Origin of the sequence: Methanothermobacter sp. THM-1 (assembly GCF_009914355.1) — an archaeon.
GTDB classification, from domain to species: Archaea; Methanobacteriota; Methanobacteria; order Methanobacteriales; family Methanothermobacteraceae; genus Methanothermobacter; species Methanothermobacter wolfei.
This window is the reverse complement of the sequence record NZ_CP044013.1, coordinates 27,204-45,464: the sequence shown is the minus strand read 5'-3', so window position 1 is coordinate 45,464 and position 18,261 is coordinate 27,204. Positions and strand designations below refer to the sequence as shown.

Below are 18,261 nucleotides of genomic sequence, written 5' to 3'. Positions count from 1 at the left end.
ATATATTGATCAGAAGCCGGGCATCATGGTTGTTGAGTGTGTGAAACACCCTCTAAAATATTGATCAGCTAGTGATGTGGGAGGTAATTATTATGGTTCTCTACATAGTCGGAACAGGACCTGGATCCCCTGATTATATAACACCTGCTGCAAGGAATGCTGTGTCATCCTCCAGTACAGTTTTTGGGAGTAGAAGGGCCCTTGAACTCTTCCCTGAAGCATCCGATCCCAGGGTCCTTGAGGCCGGTGACATGAATGAAAAGCTTACACTGGCAGCGAAGCTTGCTGTCTCAAGGGATGTTTCTGTCCTCTCAACCGGGGACCCCGGGTTTTCAGGGGTGCTGAAGCCCCTGAAGCGAATAATTTCCTCGCTCCACCTGGACGTTGAAATCAGGGTTATCCCGGCCGTCAGTTCGGTTCAGGTCTGCGCTGCAAGGCTTCTTATACCCTGGGATGATGCAGATATTGTAACATTCCATGGCCGTGAAGAAGGGGATATCATTGAAATCATGGATAACGGGAGGCCCACCATAATTCTCCCGTCACGGAACCCATCCGAGACTGCCGGGTTCCTTATAAAGAACGGTGCTGATCCAGGGAGGAGGGTTGCCGTCTGTGAAAGGCTCACCTATCCCGATGAGAGGATTGTTGAATCAACCCTGGGAAAGGTCCGTGATGGCAGATTCGGCTATATGTGTGTCCTTGTGATTTTCTAATTTTACAATCCCCCATGAACCTCCTTAACCCGGGCCATCATCCCTTTTTCTGCCCATGAACAAAGCCTCGTCGATTAGGAACCATGAACACCTAATTCCATTATAATACTGTTTAATATTATTTTAAGAAAAAATCCGGTCTAAAACTTGATTTTGTGGCTGAAAAAGGAAGAATTAGAGTATTAAACCAAAATTAGGGTCATTTAATCAGTATTCTAATTCTAATATTAAAATAGTAAATGTTATACATTAAATGATTGATATATAATTCTATTTGATTGATATATAATTCTATTCTTTGGGAAATGATAAAACGAATTTGTATAAAAGGTTTTCTGTTTTACTAGTGTCTAACTGTGATCCTCATGATTCAGAGTGCAACTGCAGCCGAATCAAACTACACTAGACTACTCAACCTACATTGGAGATAACAACCTGGACAAAGTAAAGGACATCCACATAGACTACACCGGCTCAGCCTACATAACAGGATCTTCACTAAACGGATCAAGAAACGTTCTCCTTGCAAAATTCGACCCGCAAAACAAGTTAGTATACTCAAAAACCTACAACCTCTGAGGAAACGATTACGGACAAAAAATAACAAGGGGAACCAGTGAAAGAGACACATACATCTACATAGTAGGTGAAACAGATAAAGAAACAGGCAGAGACGCCTTCATACTTCAAATAGACCCTGAAAGCGGAGACCTGATAAACAGTAAAATATTCGGCGGCTCAAGCTACGACCATACCAGGGGGGTTGTAACGGATCCCTACGGGAACATACACATAACCGGATACACATTATCCAGGGACCTTCCGGTAACAGACGACGCATACCAGAAAACCAGCAAAGGAGGCTACGAAGCCTTCCTGGCGATAATGGACAGCACACTAACCATAAAATACCTTACATACATGGGAGGGTCCAGTGACGACTACGTAAAGGGCATAGTCCTCGACGACAACAGTAACATCTACATAACAGGATACACCTACTCAACCGACTTCCCAGTAACATGGAACGCCCTCCAGGACAACAAAAGGGGCCAAGCAGACATATTCCTCGCCAGATTCACCCCTGAACCCTCTCTCAGCTACTCAACCTACATAGGAGGATCCGGAAAAGACCAGTGCCACTCAATAACAAGCAAAGATGGGAACATCTACCTCGCAGGAAAAACAGACTCAAATGACTTCCCCGTGACCAGCAACGCATACCAGAAAACCATCAAAGGAGGCTGCGATGGATTCATAACCATAATCAACGGCAACGGACTCATAACCTACTCAACATACCTTGAAGGCGTTAACAACGATGAAATACAGTCCATAAAGGTGGACGCTCTCGGGAACATCTACGTAACAGGGACAACCAACTCAACAAACTTCCCCCTCACAAACAACGCATACGACAGGAACATGAACACAACAGAAGCCTTCATAACAAAAATAAGGACTGAAGGCATACACTACAGCACCTACCTCGGGGGAAGCAGCCTTGACGAAGGATACACAGTGGCGGTGGACAGATTCCAGAACATATACGCAGGAGGAACAACAAGATCCCCTGACTTCCCTGTAAGCCCCGATGCCCATAAAAAACCAGGGAAGGACTTACAGACGGCTTCATAACCAGATTCACACATTCCCCATAACCGACGTCAGCATAACACCCACCAATGGAACAGGTCTCCTGACCATAAACATAACCGGAAACCTCACAAACTTCGCAGACACAGACGGACAGTACTGGATCGAAATCTACATAAACAGTTTAAAGGTGGCTGGAGAGTGGAAATACGCTCCAAAGGGTCAGAAAAACACCCTTCCAGTTCCAGTACACTCTCATCACACCCAGGTCATACCAGGTCAACATCAACAACCTACCGGCACCACCGTCAAGGTACTGAGGGGGCCTGAATTCCTCCTGGACAACCTTAACGTAACACCCCGAAGCGGCTGGGAACCCCTCACCATCAACATAAGCGCAGAAATATCCAACCGTGGTGACACAGCCGCAGAATACACCGCAACACTCTACATAAACGGGGTGGCTGCCCAGACAAAAACCGTGACGGTTGCCGCCGGTAAAACAGTAACCGTAACCTTCAACCATGAGCTCACAAGCACCGGAAGCTACACCTTTGGAATCGGCTCACTCACCCCCAAAACCGCCACCGTAATGAATGAACCCATCATTTCAGACATTACGGTTACACCAGGACAGGGAGCCGCACCACTCTACATCACAGTAACCGCAAGGATAAGCACCATGGAATCAGGGGCAGGTGATTACACCACAATCCTCTACGTGGATGGAGTGGCTGTTCAGACAAGGACTGTCAGGGTTACGGGTCCCGGAACAACAGTGGTGACATTCAACACCATGATAAACGAGCCAGGGACCCACACCGTGAGGATCAACAACCACCCTGATGTGACCGTAAGGGCCCTGCGCCCGGCCAGCTTCGAGCTGAATGACCTTCAGGTAACACCAGTCGAGGGAATAATACCCCTGAACATAGAGGTTTCAGCAAGAATAACAAACACAGGGGAACTATCAGGAACCTACACCGCCAGACTCTACATAGACGGAGCCCTGGTAGAAACAAAATCATTCAGCGTACTCGCCGGAAGCCAGGCAACCGTAACATTCAGGAAAACAATAACAGAAAGAGGAATCCACAACGTATGGATTGACACCATTCCACCAGTAAGCGTCAACGCCACCAGACCCGCCACACTCAACATAAAGGACTTCGCGGTAACACCCATCACAGGCACAGCCCCCGTAACAGCAACAATCACAGCAACACTGGAAAACACAGGAGACTACCCAGGCACATTCAACATCAACATCCTCCAGAACGGAGCAACCATACACCAGCAAACAATAACCCTCAACCCACAGGAAACAAGAACCATAATCCTCCAGACACAACTAACAACACCAGGAACATACAACTACAGCATCAACAACGCAGATTACAGAACAGTATACGTTAACCCACAGGAGGACCTACAAGTTCACGCTGAAGAACACCGGAAGGTACACCACCACAGTAACCTACTATGCAACAATCTACTCATCAACAGGTGCAAGGCTCGGTACAGGACATTCAAGTTCACCCTTAAACCAGGGGCAAGCTACTCAAGGACCATAGGCTACTACCCCTCAGATGCGAGGATAGTGACAACAAGGAAACTATACAACCCCAGTAGATACTCAAGGACCATCAGAATATCAGAAACCTTCAGGGCAGACTCCATAACAGCCACTGACCTACAGCCCAACGATAAGAAGATACGGCTATGCAACCATAACGAGGACATTCAGAGTGGTTAATATGAGGATCATGACCACCTGAACCCTCCAGTTTTATTTTTCTTTTTCTGAATCCTCTAAAATTAAAAAAGAGATTTTTAAGGGTATACGTCTTCCCATTAAAAAGGACACGAGGAGTTTATTCGAACATCTTCCTCATGCAGCGCCTTATTGTACCCTCGGCGGCCTTACCACCCATAAGGTTCTTGAGTTCCTTTGCAAGGGCCTGTGCTGCCACCAGGTCCGTGTGCCTTATCTCACCCTTCTCTATCCACTTCATAACCTCATCATCAAGGTCAGAGAGGGTGTTGAGTGCTGCATCAAGTTCCTCCTGCTCTTCGAGGAGGTGCATTGATTTTGCGCTCCTTACAAGGAGTTCAGGGTTCATGGCCTTGAGCATTCCATTCACACCTGATGTTTCAACCAGGGAGGCAATGGTCTGGAGTGTCATGAGTATCTGCTTTTCAACCATCTCCCTTGGAGCCTTTATGATCTGTGTACCCACATAGTAGTAGTCAAGGACTCCTGAGAGTGTAACCGCTGTTACAAGTGACCCCATATCTGCAACTGCACTGGAAACGTCTGCAGGCACCACATATGCTGCTTTACCACAGCTTTCTGCAAGTTTAACGCATCTGGCTATCTGTTCATCGGTTGCTATGTCCAGTTCACTGCTTGAGTGACCGCCGATGACATAGTGTCCATGCTGGGGTGTCCCAGGGACAGCTGCAGGGTGCAGAGATGCTATTCCAAGGTCCTTACGATCCCTTCGAAGCTCCCTTTCAAGGACATAGTAGAGTACCACGGGGGATACTGTACAGGTGTTTGCTATGACCGCACCCTCAGGTAGATGCTGGGTTATGTTCTTTGCAATTTCAAAGGTCTTTTTACCGAAGGGTGTGAATAGGACAGACACCTCTGCCTCACTGGCAGCCTCAGCATCATCAGCGGTTACTGTTACACCTGCATCTTCAACCACCTTCCAGTGGTCATCCTCGAGCATCTCCCTGGCTGGCTCTGCAAGTACAACATCATGACCTGCCTCTGCAAATTCAATTGCCATTCTGCTTCCACCGTAGGGTGCCTCCCCACCGTATTTCTCCGGCAAGTTCAGCTGGTTCACATAAAGATTCTGATTACCCGCACCATAAACTGCAACTTTCATACTGCTCACCTAACATTAGTATATTGTTAAATAATTTGAATTCATATTATAAATTTTGGCATTTGATTCTCTGACTAAAATGGATCCTCAGAATCCTCAGATACAAATTTGGATCTATAAAATAGCTTTTAAGTGGCTTAAGTAAGTTATATGAATCCTGATTACGTTTTAAAAAAATAGATGATCTTTAATCAGATGAGTATTGGTGGGTTTGAGAACAAATTTAGGGTGGTGGTGTACCATCGGCAGATGATTATTCCGCTGATGGCTCACCGTACAGCTGCTCAGCTATCCTCTCAAGAGTGTCGATACCCTTTGCCTCCTTCTTGAGGAGGGGCACCTCTGCAACCACCTGGTCACTGAACCTTTCACGTATCTGTTTGAGCCTCTCCTGCTGGAGTTTCCTCCTTGCATTGCAGAACTCGCAGTCGCTTTCCTCTGGAAGGACCTGGTTAACGATAACACCATCTGCATGTATATTGTACTTCTCAAGTGCCTTCATGGCCCTCTCGGATTCATAGATTGACATCTCCTCTGGTATCACAACCATCTTGAATGACGTCCTTTCAGGGTCTGACATGACAGCCTTTGCAGCGTTTATCTGTTTCTTTGTGGCCTCCATATCCTGGAGGGCCCTGTCCTCCTCTTCCTCGTCACCCATGAATGGCAGTATGTTCTTGAAGGCCTTGGCCATGCTCCCGATCTGCCTCCTTATCTTGATCATCTTACCCACCCAGGAGTCCATTAAATCCGGGAAGGAGAGAAGCCTCAGGGTGTGGCCTGTTGGGGCGGTGTCAAAGATTACTATGTCATATTCATCGCTTGTCATGTACTTGAGGAACTGGTCAAAAGCTGCTGCTTCATCTATACCAGGGGACATTGAAGCCATGTCCATCTGGTCCTGGAGCATGTCAAGTCCCATACCCGGGTTCATGGCTGCCTGTTCCCTGAGCTTGGCCTGGTACTCCTCCATTGCAACCTCAGGGTCTATCTCCACAGCATAGAGGTTCTCGGTTATCTGTGTTGGAACGTGACTTATCTCTTTCTCAAGGGAATCTGAAAGTGAATGGGCAGGGTCAGTTGATATGACCAGGGTCTTTTTACCTGACTTAGCCATCCAGAGTGCTGTTGCTGCTGATATGGTTGTTTTACCAACCCCTCCCTTTCCACCTATAAATACAAATGTGGTTTTGCCCTTGCTGAACTTGAAAAGGTCCTTAAATGCCATCATATTCCTCCTGTAAAATTAATGAACACATTAAACACTGAGTGTATCATCTTTGATTAGTTATATAAAATATACTGTACTTACTTTTAACCATTGCGATGGGAGATGGTTTTCATGTCATGTGTAGAGGAAGTGGGTCCTGGAACAGCAGAGAAGATCCAGGATTTTATAAGTGAAAAGGTTTCTGAAAGCGGATCTGATGGTGTTGTTATAGGACTGAGCGGCGGGATTGACTCTTCAACCGTTGCCTGCCTTGCGGTGAATGCCCTTGGCCCTGAAAGGGTCCTTGGAATCCTGATGCCATCAGCCACCACACCCCCCGAGGACACTGAACACGCCTCGCTCCTGGCAGAGAAACTGGGTATTGAAACCGAGACCATAGAAATTGACCCCATCACCGATGCCTTTAATGATCTCTGCGGTCACCAGACGACGGGGATGGCTGCAGCGAACCTGAAGCCAAGGGCCCGGATGATGGTCCTCTACTATCATGCCAACTCACTTAATCTTCTGGTTGCGGGTACCGGGAACCGGACAGAGCTCCTTGTAGGATACTTCACAAAGTACGGGGATGGCGGTGTTGACATGCTCCCCATAGGCTGCCTCTACAAGAAACAGGTTCGTATGCTTGCAGAAGGACTCGGGGTGCCCCCTGAGATAATAGATAAGGCCCCCACCGCAGGGCTGTGGCCGGGACAGACCGACGAGGGGGAGCTTGGAATAGAATACGATGTCCTTGATGAGATACTCTGCCTCCTTGTTGACCATGGATACTCAACCGATGAGATCACATCAAGACTCGGTATCGATGCAGGGGAGGTTGAAAGAATAGGGAGGATGGTTGAGGCGGCACGGCATAAGCTGATGCCCCCTGAAATACCAAAACTAAGGTGAGTGAGATGTTCACCCTCATCTATATAACAACATCATGTCAGGATGAGTCAGAGTCAATCGGGCGCAAGCTGGTTGAAGAGAGGCTCGCCGCATGTGTTAACATAATCCCCTCAATAAAATCCATCTATCACTGGATGGGTGAAATAGAGGAGGACTCTGAATCTGTCCTCATCGTTAAAACAGCCCAGGAATTAACCCCTGAAATAGTTAAAAGAGTGAAGGAACTACATAGTTATGATAATCCCTGCATAATATCAATCCCCATAACAGGGGGATCCCGTGATTACCTTGAATGGTTAAATGATGAAGTTAAAAAGCCATGATGGCGGTGATTCAGTGAATATTGAGAAGAAATGGCGTGATCGATGGTCAGAGACAGGAGTATTTCAGGCTGATCCTGATGATAAAGAGAAGATTTTCCTCACAGTAGCATACCCCTACCCCAGCGGTGCAATGCACATAGGACACGGAAGAACCTACACCGTTCCCGATGTCTATGCCCGTTTCAAGAGGATGCAGGGGTACAACGTGCTTTTCCCCATGGCCTGGCACGTTACAGGGGCCCCGGTTATAGGCATAGCCAGGAGGATAGAGAGAAGGGACCCGTGGACCCTTAAGATCTACCGTGAAGTCCACAGGGTCCCTGAAGAGGAACTTGAAAGGTTCACCGACTCTGAATACATCGTTGAATACTTCAGCCGCGAGTACAGGTCAGTGATGGAGGAGATGGGCTACTCCATTGACTGGAGGAGGGAATTCAAGACCACCGACCCCACCTACAGTAAATTCATCCAGTGGCAGATAAGGAAACTCAGGGATATGGGGCTTGTGAGGAAGGGAAGCCACCCTGTGAAGTACTGCCCCGATTGTGAAAATCCTGTGGGTGACCATGACCTCCTTGAAGGTGAGGGTGTTGCCATAAACAGGCTGACACTCCTGAAATTCAAGCTCGATGACTCATTCCTGGTGGCGGCCACCTTCAGGCCCGAGACCATCTACGGTGCAACCAACATCTGGCTGAACCCCCATGAGGAGTACGTACGTGTCAGGACAGGCGGTGAAGAGTGGATCATAAGCAGGGCATCCGTGGACAACCTTTCACATCAGAAACCTGACATGGAGATCATCGGGGAAGCCGACCCCCGGGGACTTATAGGCAAATACTTGGAAAACCCTGTGACCGGGGACAGGCATCCGGTTCTGCCCGCCTCCTTTGTTGACCCTGAATACGCAACCGGAGTGGTCTTCTCTGTCCCGGCCCATGCCCCCGCAGACTACATAGCCCTTGAGGACCTGAGGAGGAACCCTGAACTTATAGAGGAATACGATCTCAGGGATGTGATCAGGGACATTGAACCTGTTAACGTCATCAAACTTGAGGGTTATGGGGATTTCCCTGCTGCAGAGGTCCTTGATAAGTTTGGAGTTGAAAGCCAGGAGAACCCGCGCCTTGAGGATGCGACAGGCGAACTCTACAAACTGGAACATGCCAGGGGTGTTATGGCCGGCCACATCCCGGTCTATGATGGTATGAGGGTCTCGGAGGCCCGTGAGGTTATTGCAGAGGAACTCATGGAGAGGGGAGATGCGGATGAGATGTACGAGTTTGCTGAGAGACCTGTTATTTGTCGCTGCGGCGGCCGCTGCGTTGTCCGGCTCATGGAGGACCAGTGGTTCATGAAGTACTCTGATGAAAACTGGAAGGAACTGGCCATGAGATGCCTCTCTGGAATGAAGATCATCCCAGAGGAGGTGAGAGCCAACTTCGAATACTACATTGACTGGCTGAACGACTGGGCCTGTTCAAGGCGTATAGGCCTCGGTACAAGGCTCCCATGGGATGAACGGTGGATAATCGAGCCCCTCACCGATTCAACAATTTACATGGCATACTATACCATAGCACATCACCTGAAGAACATGGAAGCCGCGGAGCTTGATGATGAATTCTTTGACAGCATATTCCTGGGGAATGGGGGGCCCGAGGAGCTCAGGAGGGAATTCAGGTACTGGTACCCCCTGGACTGGAGGCTCTCTGCAAAGGATCTTATAGGTAACCACCTCACCTTCCACATCTTCCATCATTCAGCCATCTTCCCCGAGTCCCTCTGGCCTGGTGGTGTTGTTGTCTTCGGGATGGGCCTCCTTGAGGGTAACAAGATGTCCTCCTCTAAGGGGAATGTTATCCTCCTGAAGGATGCCATTGAAAGGCACGGTGCAGATGTTGTGCGTCTTTTCCTGATGTCGTCTGCAGAGCCCTGGCAGGACTTTGACTGGAGGGAGACGGAGGTAATAGGGACGCGCAGGAGGATAGAATGGTTCATGGAATTCTGTGAAAGGGTTTCGGATATATGTGGAGGTGAACTTGAACTTGAAGGAATATCCGGGTGTGAACCTGAAAGCTTCATAGGTAAATGGATGGTCGGTCAGCTGAACCACAGGATCCGTGAAGCAACCAGGGCCCTTGAATCATTCCAGACAAGGAAAGCCGTTCAAGAGGCTCTTTTCCTCCTCAAGAAGGATGTTGAGCACTACATGAGGCGCGTTGAGAACAGGATAGATGATGAAGTCCGTGCCGTCCTCGGTTATGTCCTGAGCGTGTGGATAAGGCTCATGGCTCCCTTCACACCCTATACTGCAGAGGAGATGTGGGAGAAGTATGGTGGAAGGGGCCTGGTTGCAGAGGCCCGGTGGCCTGAATTCTCAGAGGATTCAATAAGCCCCGAGATCCAGGCAGCCGAGGAAATGGTCCAGAATACCGTGAGGGATATACAGGAGATAATGAAGATCATTGACACCACCCCTGAGAGGATACATATATACACATCCCCTGAATGGAAGTGGGAGGTCTTCAGGATAGCCCGTGAGGTCGGTAAACCTGATATGGGTGCCATAATGGGGAGGGTGTCGGCTGAAGGTGTCCATGACAACATGAAGGAGGTTTCGGAGTTCGTAAGGAGGATCATAAGGGACGCCGGAAGATCAGGGGTCAGGGAGAAGATAGATGAGTACGGTGTCCTCCTTGACGCCGCGGAGTATATAGAATCAGAGGTGGGTGCGGAGGTTGTGGTCCACCGGGAACCAGACTATGACCCTGAAAACAAGGCTAGGAATGCTGCTCCCATGAAACCCGCAATATACCTTGAAACAGGAAATTAAACCCTTCAGGGACTGAAACCGGGTGACTAGAAAAATTGGATGGTGTCCTACCCTACCACCCTGTTTTCAAGGACACCCACACCCTCAATCATTGCCCTGACCCTGTCGCCGGGCATCATCTGCCCCACACCGGGGGGTGTGCCTGTTGCAATAACATCCCCTGGCTCAAGGGTCATTATATGGGATATGAACTCCAGTAGCTCTGGAACCTGGAATATCATGTTTGATGTGTTTGATGACTGCCTTATCTCTCCATTGAGTTCAAGGGATATGTCAAGGACGTGTGGATCCACAGAGGTCTCTATGAATGGCCCCATGGGGCAGAATGTGTCGAAGCTCTTTGCACGGGTCCACTGACCATCCCTTCTCTGCAGGTCCCTTGCTGTTACATCATTAAGGACTGTGTAGCCTGCTATGAATTCATCTGCATCCTCCCTTTTCACCTTCCTCGCCCTCCTTGATATTACAGCTGCAAGTTCAACCTCATAGTCAACCTCAGAGGACATCTCAGGGTAGACTATGCTGTCAAGGTGGCCGGTTACCGCGGTTGGAGGTTTCAGGAATATGACGGGTTCTTCAGGTATCTCCATGCCAAGTTCGGCTGCATGGTCCCTGTAGTTGAGTCCCACGCAGACCACCTTTGATGGTTCAACCGGTGGCAGGATCTTCACATCAGGGAGCTTGTGCTCACCAATGACTTCAGGTTCGGGTGACAGGTAGTCGTTTTCATGAATTTCAAGTACCGTTTCTCCTTCCTTAAATCCGTAGGAGGTTCCATGCTGGCTCAAGAATCTCAGAAACTTCAACTTATCACCTGATCATGCTATTATCCGTTCAATTGGCACCACAAGTATGTCCCTTGCACCAACCCTCTTGAGCCTGTTTACGAGGTTGAACACTTCCTTTTCATCCACAACCGCGTGCACAGCCACCACCCCGTTATCCGAGAGCACCTCTGATACCGTTGGCCCAGTCATCCCTGGCATGAGGGCCTTAACATTATCAAGGTTATCCCTGTCAACGTTGAGCATTACAAGCCTTTTGCCCTCAGCATCTATAACGCCCCTTATACCTGTCCTGACCTCCTCTATGAGTCCCTCCTTCTCATGGTAGCTGTCCCTGTTTGCTATGAGTTTCACCGAACTCTCGAGTATGGTGTCAACGACCCTGAGATGGTTCATCCTGAGGGTTGTGCCTGTGCTGCTGAGGTCCGTTATGAGGTCCGCCACTCCAATGAATGGGGCTATCTCGGTTGAACCCGTAAGTTCCACTATCTCCGCCTTTATATTCTTTCTCCTGAGGTAATTCTCTGTTATCCCCGGGAACTCTGTTGCTATCACCGCGTCCTCAGGTATGTCGTGAGGTCCCCTTATAGGGGAATCTTCAGGGACCGCCAGGACCAGGTCGGCCCGGCCATATTTGAGGTCCTCGAGTATCTCAACATCCCTGCCCCTCTCAACTATAAGGTCGAGGCCGGTGATTCCAAGGTCCGCTGCCCCGTCTGCAACGAACTCTGGTATGTCCGCTGCCCTGCTGAACATCACATCTATGTCAGGGTGCTGTGTCTTTGAGAAGAGTTTCCTGTTTACGGTGTCACGTAATCCTATTCCTGCATTTTCAAGTAACCTTATGGCGGGTTCGCTTATTCTCCCCTTTGAGGGGACCGCTATTCTTATCCTCATATAATCCCCCATGTCTCTTTAACCTGCAGAGTGGTGAGTTGATTAAAATAAGTTTACCGTGCTTGATCTCTCCGCATGTACAGGTTTTCCAGGCCGGTGGCATCAATCAGTATCCCCTTGGATGGCCCTCCTGCCAAGAAGATTTCTCACGAAACCATAATTATATCTCTCCTCCAAGAACTTATATAATGGTTTGCAGTTCTTCACCAAGCCGGTGAAAACTTATAAGTTAGAACTTATAAGCAGGTGTTGCCCATGGAAAGCGAGAGCATACTCATAACAGGTGCAGAAATCCTTGATGTGAATGGAGTCAGACGGGCCTCTGTACTCATTGAAGATGATATTATAAGGGAAATATCAGCTGATCTGAGCCCTGGAGACGCGGATATTGTCATTGACGGCCATGAAAAGCTCATGATACCCGGACTAGTTAACACCCATACACACCTATCAATGACACTCTTTCGTGGAGTTGCAGATGACCTCCCACTGGACCGGTGGCTCAACGACCATATATGGCCGATGGAGGCCCGGCTCAGTGGTGAATACTGCTATGCAGGAGCCCTCCTTGGCTGTGCCGAGATGATAAAATCCGGGACAACAGCCTTCAACGACATGTACTTCTTCATGGATGATGTTGCAAGGGCGGTTGATGAGGCGGGACTCAGGTGCGTCCTCAGCCACGGTATGATAGACCTTGGGGATGATGAAAAAAGAAGAGCCGAGCTTAAAGAATCAAGGAGGATAATCAGGAAGTGCCATGGGATGGCTGATGGACGTGTGATGGTTGCCCTTGGACCCCACAGCCCCTACACATGCTCAGAGGAGCTCCTTAAAGAAACAGCATCCATGGCAGCTGAACATGGTATTAAAATCCATATACACCTATCTGAAACAGAGGATGAAGTTAAAAACGTCCTTGAAAGCCATGGGAAGACCCCGGTGGAGTTCCTGGATGATACAGGTGTCCTTGGACCCGGAACCGTGGCAGCCCACTGTGTATGGTTATCTGATGATGAAATGGAAATCCTGGCAGATAGGGATGTGAAGGTCTCCCACAACCCCTCAAGTAACATGAAGCTTGCATCAGGGGTTTCACCCGTAACCAAGCTTATCGAGAGGGGTGTTAATGTTTCACTTGGAACTGATGGTGCGGCATCCAACAACAACCTTGACATGATTGAGGAGATGAAGACGGCTTCCCTCCTCCAGAAGGTCAGCCTTCAGGACCCCACAGCCCTCCCAGCCAGGAGGGTCCTTGAAATGGGCACCATCAATGGCGCTGAAAGCCTCGGTATAGATGCTGGTGTTATAGAGGAGGGTAAAAAGGCGGACATCGTCCTCCTTAACGTCAGAAGACCACACCTTGTCCCATGGAGGAACCCTGCCTCCCACCTGGTGTACTCTGCCTCAGGATCAGACGTCGAGACGGTCATCTGTAACGGTGAAATACTCCTTGATGGCGGTGAACTTGAAAGGATAAATGAAAACTATGTTATGGAGGTTGCTGAGGAGGCGGCAGAGGAACTGACATCCAGGGGATGAAGCTAGAGTAGGTGTCCTCGAATCATCCTCCCAATCCATGAAACTCATATCCATCAGAGGATGATGCGTAGAGAGGTGAAGCCCGTGAAAGAATCAGCAACCGTGGCCCTCTTTGACATAGACAAAACCCTCATACACCGTTCAGAGGCCCATGAGATGGGATTCAGCCACGCCTTCAGGGAAGTCTACGGGGTGGACGCCTCCGTAGATATGATAAGTTACCATGGTAAGACCGATCCCAGGATTGCGCGGGAGATACTCCTTTCACTGGGCCTTGAAGGACCGGAAATTGAATCCCTCATGGATGAGTTCCTCAGGAGACTCACCGATTACGTCAGGAAGCACATCCACGAGGATGAGATAAGGCTCATTGATGGTGCAGATGAATTCCTCAACACACTTAAGGGCAGGGGAGCCTTGATGGGCCTCGTAACAGGTAACCTCAGGGAAATCGCATGCCTTAAACTCCAGAGGGTGGGCCTCGATGAATACTTCAGCTTCGGGGGGTTCGGGAGTGACAGCAGCAGCAGGGAAATGCTGGCTGAAATTGCCCTTGAGAGGTGCCCCTTAAGTCGAGCCAGGACCATCCTCTTCGGTGACACCCCCTATGACATAAAAGCAGGAAGACATATAGGTGCCCTCACCATCGGGATGGCCTCGGGCAGTTACACGAGGGAGGACCTCATTGAAGCTGGTGCGGATTACGTCTTCCCTGACTTCAGGGACCTCCTCCTCATGGATGTCCTTGAATTCTGACAGTTTATCTCTCAATGAAAGCCGGTTTCCCCTCCCTCCTGAGGACTATGCTCTTCTTCCATTCAGGCCGGGTCTCGGGGAAGTCGTCCCTGTAGTGTGACCCCCTGCTTTCTTCCCTTATAATTGCAGATTCAGCCACCATGGAAGCCGTTATGAGCATGTTTTCAAGTTCAAGTGCCTCTATAAGGTACCTGTTGAATCCACGGGTCTCAGGGACATCAAGATCCGCCATCCTCTCCCTGAGGGATGCTATGGTTGAAAGTGCTGATTCAAGTGACTTCCTGCTCCTTACTATGGCAACGTTACTCCACATTGCCTCGTGCAGTTCATGTCTGAGCTCTGATGGGTCGCAGGAACCCTCCTTTACCATGTTCTTTATACGGTACTCCTCCTCTTCAACCAGGGATTTTATTGAATCCCTGCTGGCCCTGAGGGCATTCTTTGCCGCTGATATCCCTGCCCTTCGTCCGAATACCTGAGTGTCTGCCAGGGCGTTCCCCCCAAGCCTGTTGGCGCCGTGGACTCCGCCCGCAACCTCGCCTGCAGCGAAGAGGTTCCTGAGGTTTGTTCTGCACCACTGGTCAATTCTGAGGCCCCCCATGAAGTGATGGGCTGTTGGGGCGACCTCCATTGGCTGGCACCTTATATCGACCCCTGCATCAAGGAACTGGAGGAGCATCGTTTCAAGTTTATCCTCTATAAGATCATCCGGGAGGTGGCTGACATCAAGGTACACGCCCCCATTCTCGGTGCCCCTTTCCTCCATTATCTCAGTGTAGATTGCCCTTGCAACCACATCCCTTGTTGCAAGTTCACCCCTCTGGTCGTAGCGTTTCATGAACCTTTCACCCTCACTGTTGAGGAGTATTCCTCCCTCACCCCTCACAGCCTCGGTAACGAGTATCCCCCTTCTTGATTCAGGGTAGACCATCCCTGTGGGGTGGAACTGGACCTGTTCCATGTCAATCAGGTCTGCCCCGGCCTTCCATCCCAGTGCAAAGCCATCCCCTCCCTTCTGCATGGTGTTTGATGTTACCGGGTAGATCTGGCCGGCCCCCCCGCTTGCAAGTATTGTTGACGCCGCCCTGAACGCCACAGGAGATGAGTCCCTTACAGACACCCCGGCGGCTCCAAGGACCGCGCCGTCCTCAACAAGGAGGGATGTTATCATGACCTCCTCCACGGTCTCTATATCCCTCCTTATAACCTCCTCCTTCAGGGCGGTTATTATCTCGTGTCCTGTCCTGTCACCATGGTAGCATGTCCTCCGGTAGGTCTGGCCGCCGAAGGGCCTCTGGTCCAGTAAGCCTGATTCCTGTCGATCGAAGAGGGCCCCGTAGGTTTCAAGGTCCCTGAGCCTGTCGGGTGCTTCATCCACAAGTATCCTTACAAGCTGAGGGTCGTTTATAAATCCCCCGCCCCTCAGAGTATCCTCATAATGAACATCGGGGCTGTCCTCATGGTCCACGCATGCGAATGCTGCGTTGTATCCTCCCTCAGCCATCCCTGTACATCCAGATTTAAATGATAATCCCTTTGAAACAATCAATGGTTCCAGTCCATGACTTGAAACCTCAATGGCTGCCCTGCAGCCTGCTCCTCCGGAACCTATTATCAGAACATCACAATCATATACTTGACTTTCCATGGAGTTAATTGGAACATTCAGTATTATAAGGTTTGGCCGTCAATACTTAAGGTAGATGAGACGAACATTCAGACAGACTCAGAACCAGTCAACGTCACCACCATGATGATAAAGTTTACTGGGGGTTCAGTTTTTGAAGAAGAAGGATATAGTGAAACTATCAAGGAGGGACTTTGAAAGGGCATGGCTTGAAAGCGGCAGGTCCCTGAAAAAGCCCCATCATGACATGCAGTATCCCCGTCTGCGGTTTAAAGCCGGGAAATCCCATGTACTCTATGACACCATATGGATGATCCGTGAGGCCTATCTGAGGCTGGGTTTCAGTGAAATGGTTAACCCTCTATTCATAGATGAGGAACACATCTACAAACAGTTCGGGCCCGAGGCACCGGCTGTCCTTGACAGGTGCTTCTACCTTGGGGGCCTCCCTCGACCCGATATTGGCCTGGCAGCCGATAAGATTGAAATGATGAGGGATATGGGTATTGACACTGATCCAGGTAGGATTGAAAAACTCAAGGATGTCTTCAGGTCCTACAAGAAGGGTGATCTCCCGGGGGATGACCTGGTCCTTGAGGTCTCGGAGGCCCTGGGGGTTGAGAGCCATGATGGTCTGCGGGTCCTTGAAAGGGTTTTCCCTGAGATACAGGACCTTGAACCTGTTGCAGGCAGGACAACCCTCCGATCCCATATGACATCTGGGTGGTTCATATCCCTTAGCAGCATCCATGACCACTACCGGATGCCACTTAAGCTCTTCTCAATTGACAGGTGCTTCAGGAGGGAGCAGAAGGAGGACTCAAGTCACCTGATGACCTATCATTCAGCATCATGCGTTGTTGTGGATGATGAGGTCCCCCTTGACGTGGGTAAGGCCGTTGCAGAGGGACTGCTAGAGCACTTCGGGTTCTCAAGGTTCCGTTTCCGGCCCGATGAAAAAAAATCAAAGTACTACATACCCGGGACCCAGACCGAGGTGTACGCATACCACCCCCGCCTCGGTGAATGGGTTGAAATCGCAACCTTCGGTCTCTACTCCCCCATTGCACTTTCAATGTACGGTATAGATAAGGAGGTCATGAACCTGGGTGTGGGTGTTGAGAGGGTTGCCATGGTCCTCAACCAGGAGAGGGATGTCCGTGAAATGGTCTACCCCCAGATTTATAGTTCCTGGAGCCTTTCAGACAGGGACATTGCAGAGATGCTCAGGATAAACCTCCACCCGGTAACCTCAGATGGCAGGGAACTCATGGAACGCATAATCGAGACATGGGAGGCCCATGCAGATGCTGCTTCCCCCTGCAGCTTTGAGGTGTACTCTGGCGAGTTCCTTGGAAGAAAAATAAAGGTGGATGCCGTGGAGGTGGAGAAGAACACCCGCCTCCTTGGACCGGCGGTCTGGAACACCATCTACATCCATGATGGGAACATCCTCGGTGTGCCCCCTGGAACCGGCCTTGACACCGAACTCATAGTAAGGGCCCGTAAAGAGGGACTCAACACCGGCATAAGGTACATGGATGCCCTTGCAGCCGAGGCCGCCTACCGGATAGAGGAGATGGTGGTGCGGGGGGATGAAAAGGTTGAAATCCGGAGCACCATAGCCAGGTCCCTCTCTGACCTGAACCTGACCCTGGAGGATGCTGCCATGAGGTACATAACCGGCAGGGACCGTGAGATAGACCTCAGGGGACCGTTATTCTCAACCATAACCTGTGAACTGAAATCTGGGAGATGAAAGGGATGCAGGTGAAGGGTCGTGTTAGATCAGGGCTTGGCGAAGGAGCCTACTTCATGACAAGGGACGTTTACCTTGAGCCGTTCAGGGAAATTCTGGGCTCTGATCCATTCCCGGGTACCCTGAACATAGAAATTGATGACCCCCTGATCACGGAAAAGATCCTTAAGGGGGCCCGCAGGATCAGGGGCGGGCACGGTTTCGGTGACGTCCTTTATGTGAAGGCCCTCCTGAATGATGATGTTGAGGGAGCCCTTGTATTTCCCCTTAAAACAAGACACAGTCCTTCATGCCTCGAATTCATAGCCCCCATGCCCCTCAGAAAAACCCTTAAATTAAGGGATGGAGATACCGTTACCCTGAAGATAATTAACTGAAAACTGAGTGAAATTTACAGAG

Annotated in this window: 16 protein-coding genes and 1 pseudogene; 12 read left to right on the top strand and 5 right to left on the bottom strand. The window is 49.8% G+C overall.

Annotation, left to right across the window (positions count from 1 at the left end; translation table 11 throughout):
• Nucleotides 1–92: 92 nt before the first annotated feature.
• From FZP57_RS00220 to FZP57_RS09195, 5 genes and pseudogenes are all read left to right on the top strand, one after another.
• Nucleotides 93–716, top strand: coding sequence for a cobalt-precorrin-7 (C(5))-methyltransferase (locus tag FZP57_RS00220; RefSeq protein ID WP_074358261.1), 624 nt, complete (start codon nucleotides 93–95; stop codon nucleotides 714–716).
• Nucleotides 717–1,091: 375 nt separating this feature from the next.
• Nucleotides 1,092–1,295: an SBBP repeat-containing protein gene (locus FZP57_RS09210; protein ID WP_238337921.1), complete on the top strand. Its 204-nt coding sequence runs from the start codon at nucleotides 1,092–1,094 to the stop codon at nucleotides 1,293–1,295.
• A gap of 21 nt (nucleotides 1,296–1,316) precedes the next feature.
• Nucleotides 1,317–1,490: pseudogene (locus FZP57_RS09665) on the top strand (hypothetical protein); the annotation flags it as partial.
• Nucleotides 1,491–1,601: 111 nt separating this feature from the next.
• Nucleotides 1,602–2,354 carry an SBBP repeat-containing protein gene (locus FZP57_RS09200; RefSeq protein ID WP_074358260.1) on the top strand — a complete coding sequence of 251 codons (753 nt, stop codon included), beginning with the start codon at nucleotides 1,602–1,604 and terminating at the stop codon, nucleotides 2,352–2,354.
• Nucleotides 2,311–4,068: a CARDB domain-containing protein gene (locus FZP57_RS09195; protein WP_238337920.1), complete on the top strand. Its 1,758-nt coding sequence runs from the start codon at nucleotides 2,311–2,313 to the stop codon at nucleotides 4,066–4,068. The genes FZP57_RS09200 and FZP57_RS09195 overlap by 44 nt, the downstream gene beginning before the upstream one ends.
• Nucleotides 4,069–4,186: 118 nt before the next feature.
• Here FZP57_RS09195 and FZP57_RS00210 read toward each other — a convergent pair whose 3' ends face one another.
• Both FZP57_RS00210 and FZP57_RS00205 read right to left on the bottom strand, forming a co-directional pair.
• Nucleotides 4,187–5,212 (bottom strand): H(2)-dependent methylenetetrahydromethanopterin dehydrogenase-related protein, encoded by a 1,026-nt coding sequence (locus tag FZP57_RS00210; protein ID WP_191216297.1) that lies wholly within the window; start codon nucleotides 5,210–5,212, stop codon nucleotides 4,187–4,189.
• A 253-nt stretch (nucleotides 5,213–5,465) separates the two neighbouring features.
• Nucleotides 5,466–6,440, bottom strand: coding sequence for a TRC40/GET3/ArsA family transport-energizing ATPase (locus tag FZP57_RS00205; protein WP_074358256.1), 975 nt, complete (start codon nucleotides 6,438–6,440; stop codon nucleotides 5,466–5,468).
• Between the two features lie 114 nt (nucleotides 6,441–6,554).
• On the opposite strand from FZP57_RS00205, the gene FZP57_RS00200 reads away from it, so the two are divergent.
• From FZP57_RS00200 to leuS, 3 genes are read left to right on the top strand one after another with little or no spacing between them, the layout of a single operon-like run.
• Complete coding sequence (locus FZP57_RS00200) at nucleotides 6,555–7,334, top strand: NAD+ synthase (RefSeq protein ID WP_074358255.1); 780 nt, start codon at nucleotides 6,555–6,557, stop codon at nucleotides 7,332–7,334.
• A 5-nt stretch (nucleotides 7,335–7,339) separates the two neighbouring features.
• Entirely contained in the window at nucleotides 7,340–7,657 is a 318-nt protein-coding gene (cutA, locus tag FZP57_RS00195) for a divalent-cation tolerance protein CutA (protein ID WP_074358254.1), read from the top strand.
• Nucleotides 7,638–10,493, top strand: coding sequence for a leucine--tRNA ligase (leuS, locus tag FZP57_RS00190; RefSeq protein WP_191216557.1), 2,856 nt, complete (start codon nucleotides 7,638–7,640; stop codon nucleotides 10,491–10,493). Before cutA ends, leuS begins: the two co-directional genes overlap by 20 nt.
• A 47-nt stretch (nucleotides 10,494–10,540) precedes the next feature.
• On the opposite strand, the gene FZP57_RS00185 is transcribed toward leuS, so the two are convergent.
• The gene (locus tag FZP57_RS00185; RefSeq protein ID WP_074358252.1) at nucleotides 10,541–11,299 is read right to left on the bottom strand and encodes a fumarylacetoacetate hydrolase family protein; all 759 of its coding nucleotides are present in this window, start codon (nucleotides 11,297–11,299) and stop codon (nucleotides 10,541–10,543) included.
• Nucleotides 11,300–11,311: 12 nt separating this feature from the next.
• Complete coding sequence (gene hisG / locus FZP57_RS00180) at nucleotides 11,312–12,175, bottom strand: ATP phosphoribosyltransferase (RefSeq protein ID WP_074358251.1); 864 nt, start codon at nucleotides 12,173–12,175, stop codon at nucleotides 11,312–11,314.
• Between the two features lie 255 nt (nucleotides 12,176–12,430).
• Here hisG and FZP57_RS00175 point away from each other — a divergent pair, with 255 nt between their 5' ends.
• Both FZP57_RS00175 and FZP57_RS00170 read left to right on the top strand, forming a co-directional pair.
• A complete protein-coding gene (locus tag FZP57_RS00175) occupies nucleotides 12,431–13,720 on the top strand; it encodes an amidohydrolase family protein (RefSeq protein ID WP_191216296.1) in 1,290 nt (429 codons plus the stop codon).
• An 84-nt stretch (nucleotides 13,721–13,804) separates the two neighbouring features.
• Complete coding sequence (locus FZP57_RS00170) at nucleotides 13,805–14,476, top strand: HAD family hydrolase (protein WP_191216295.1); 672 nt, start codon at nucleotides 13,805–13,807, stop codon at nucleotides 14,474–14,476.
• A 4-nt stretch (nucleotides 14,477–14,480) separates the two neighbouring features.
• Here the strand turns inward: FZP57_RS00170 and tfrA are convergent, their stop codons facing one another.
• Nucleotides 14,481–16,124, bottom strand: a complete 1,644-nt coding sequence (gene tfrA, locus FZP57_RS00165) for a fumarate reductase (CoM/CoB) subunit TfrA (protein WP_074358248.1) — start codon at nucleotides 16,122–16,124, stop codon at nucleotides 14,481–14,483.
• Nucleotides 16,125–16,257: 133 nt separating this feature from the next.
• Here tfrA and sepS point away from each other — a divergent pair, with 133 nt between their 5' ends.
• Entirely contained in the window at nucleotides 16,258–17,862 is a 1,605-nt protein-coding gene (sepS, locus tag FZP57_RS00160) for an O-phosphoserine--tRNA ligase (protein WP_191216294.1), read from the top strand.
• A gap of 5 nt (nucleotides 17,863–17,867) precedes the next feature.
• Nucleotides 17,868–18,239, top strand: coding sequence for a DUF120 domain-containing protein (locus FZP57_RS00155; RefSeq protein ID WP_074358246.1), 372 nt, complete (start codon nucleotides 17,868–17,870; stop codon nucleotides 18,237–18,239).
• The last annotated feature ends 22 nt before the right edge of the window (nucleotides 18,240–18,261 follow it).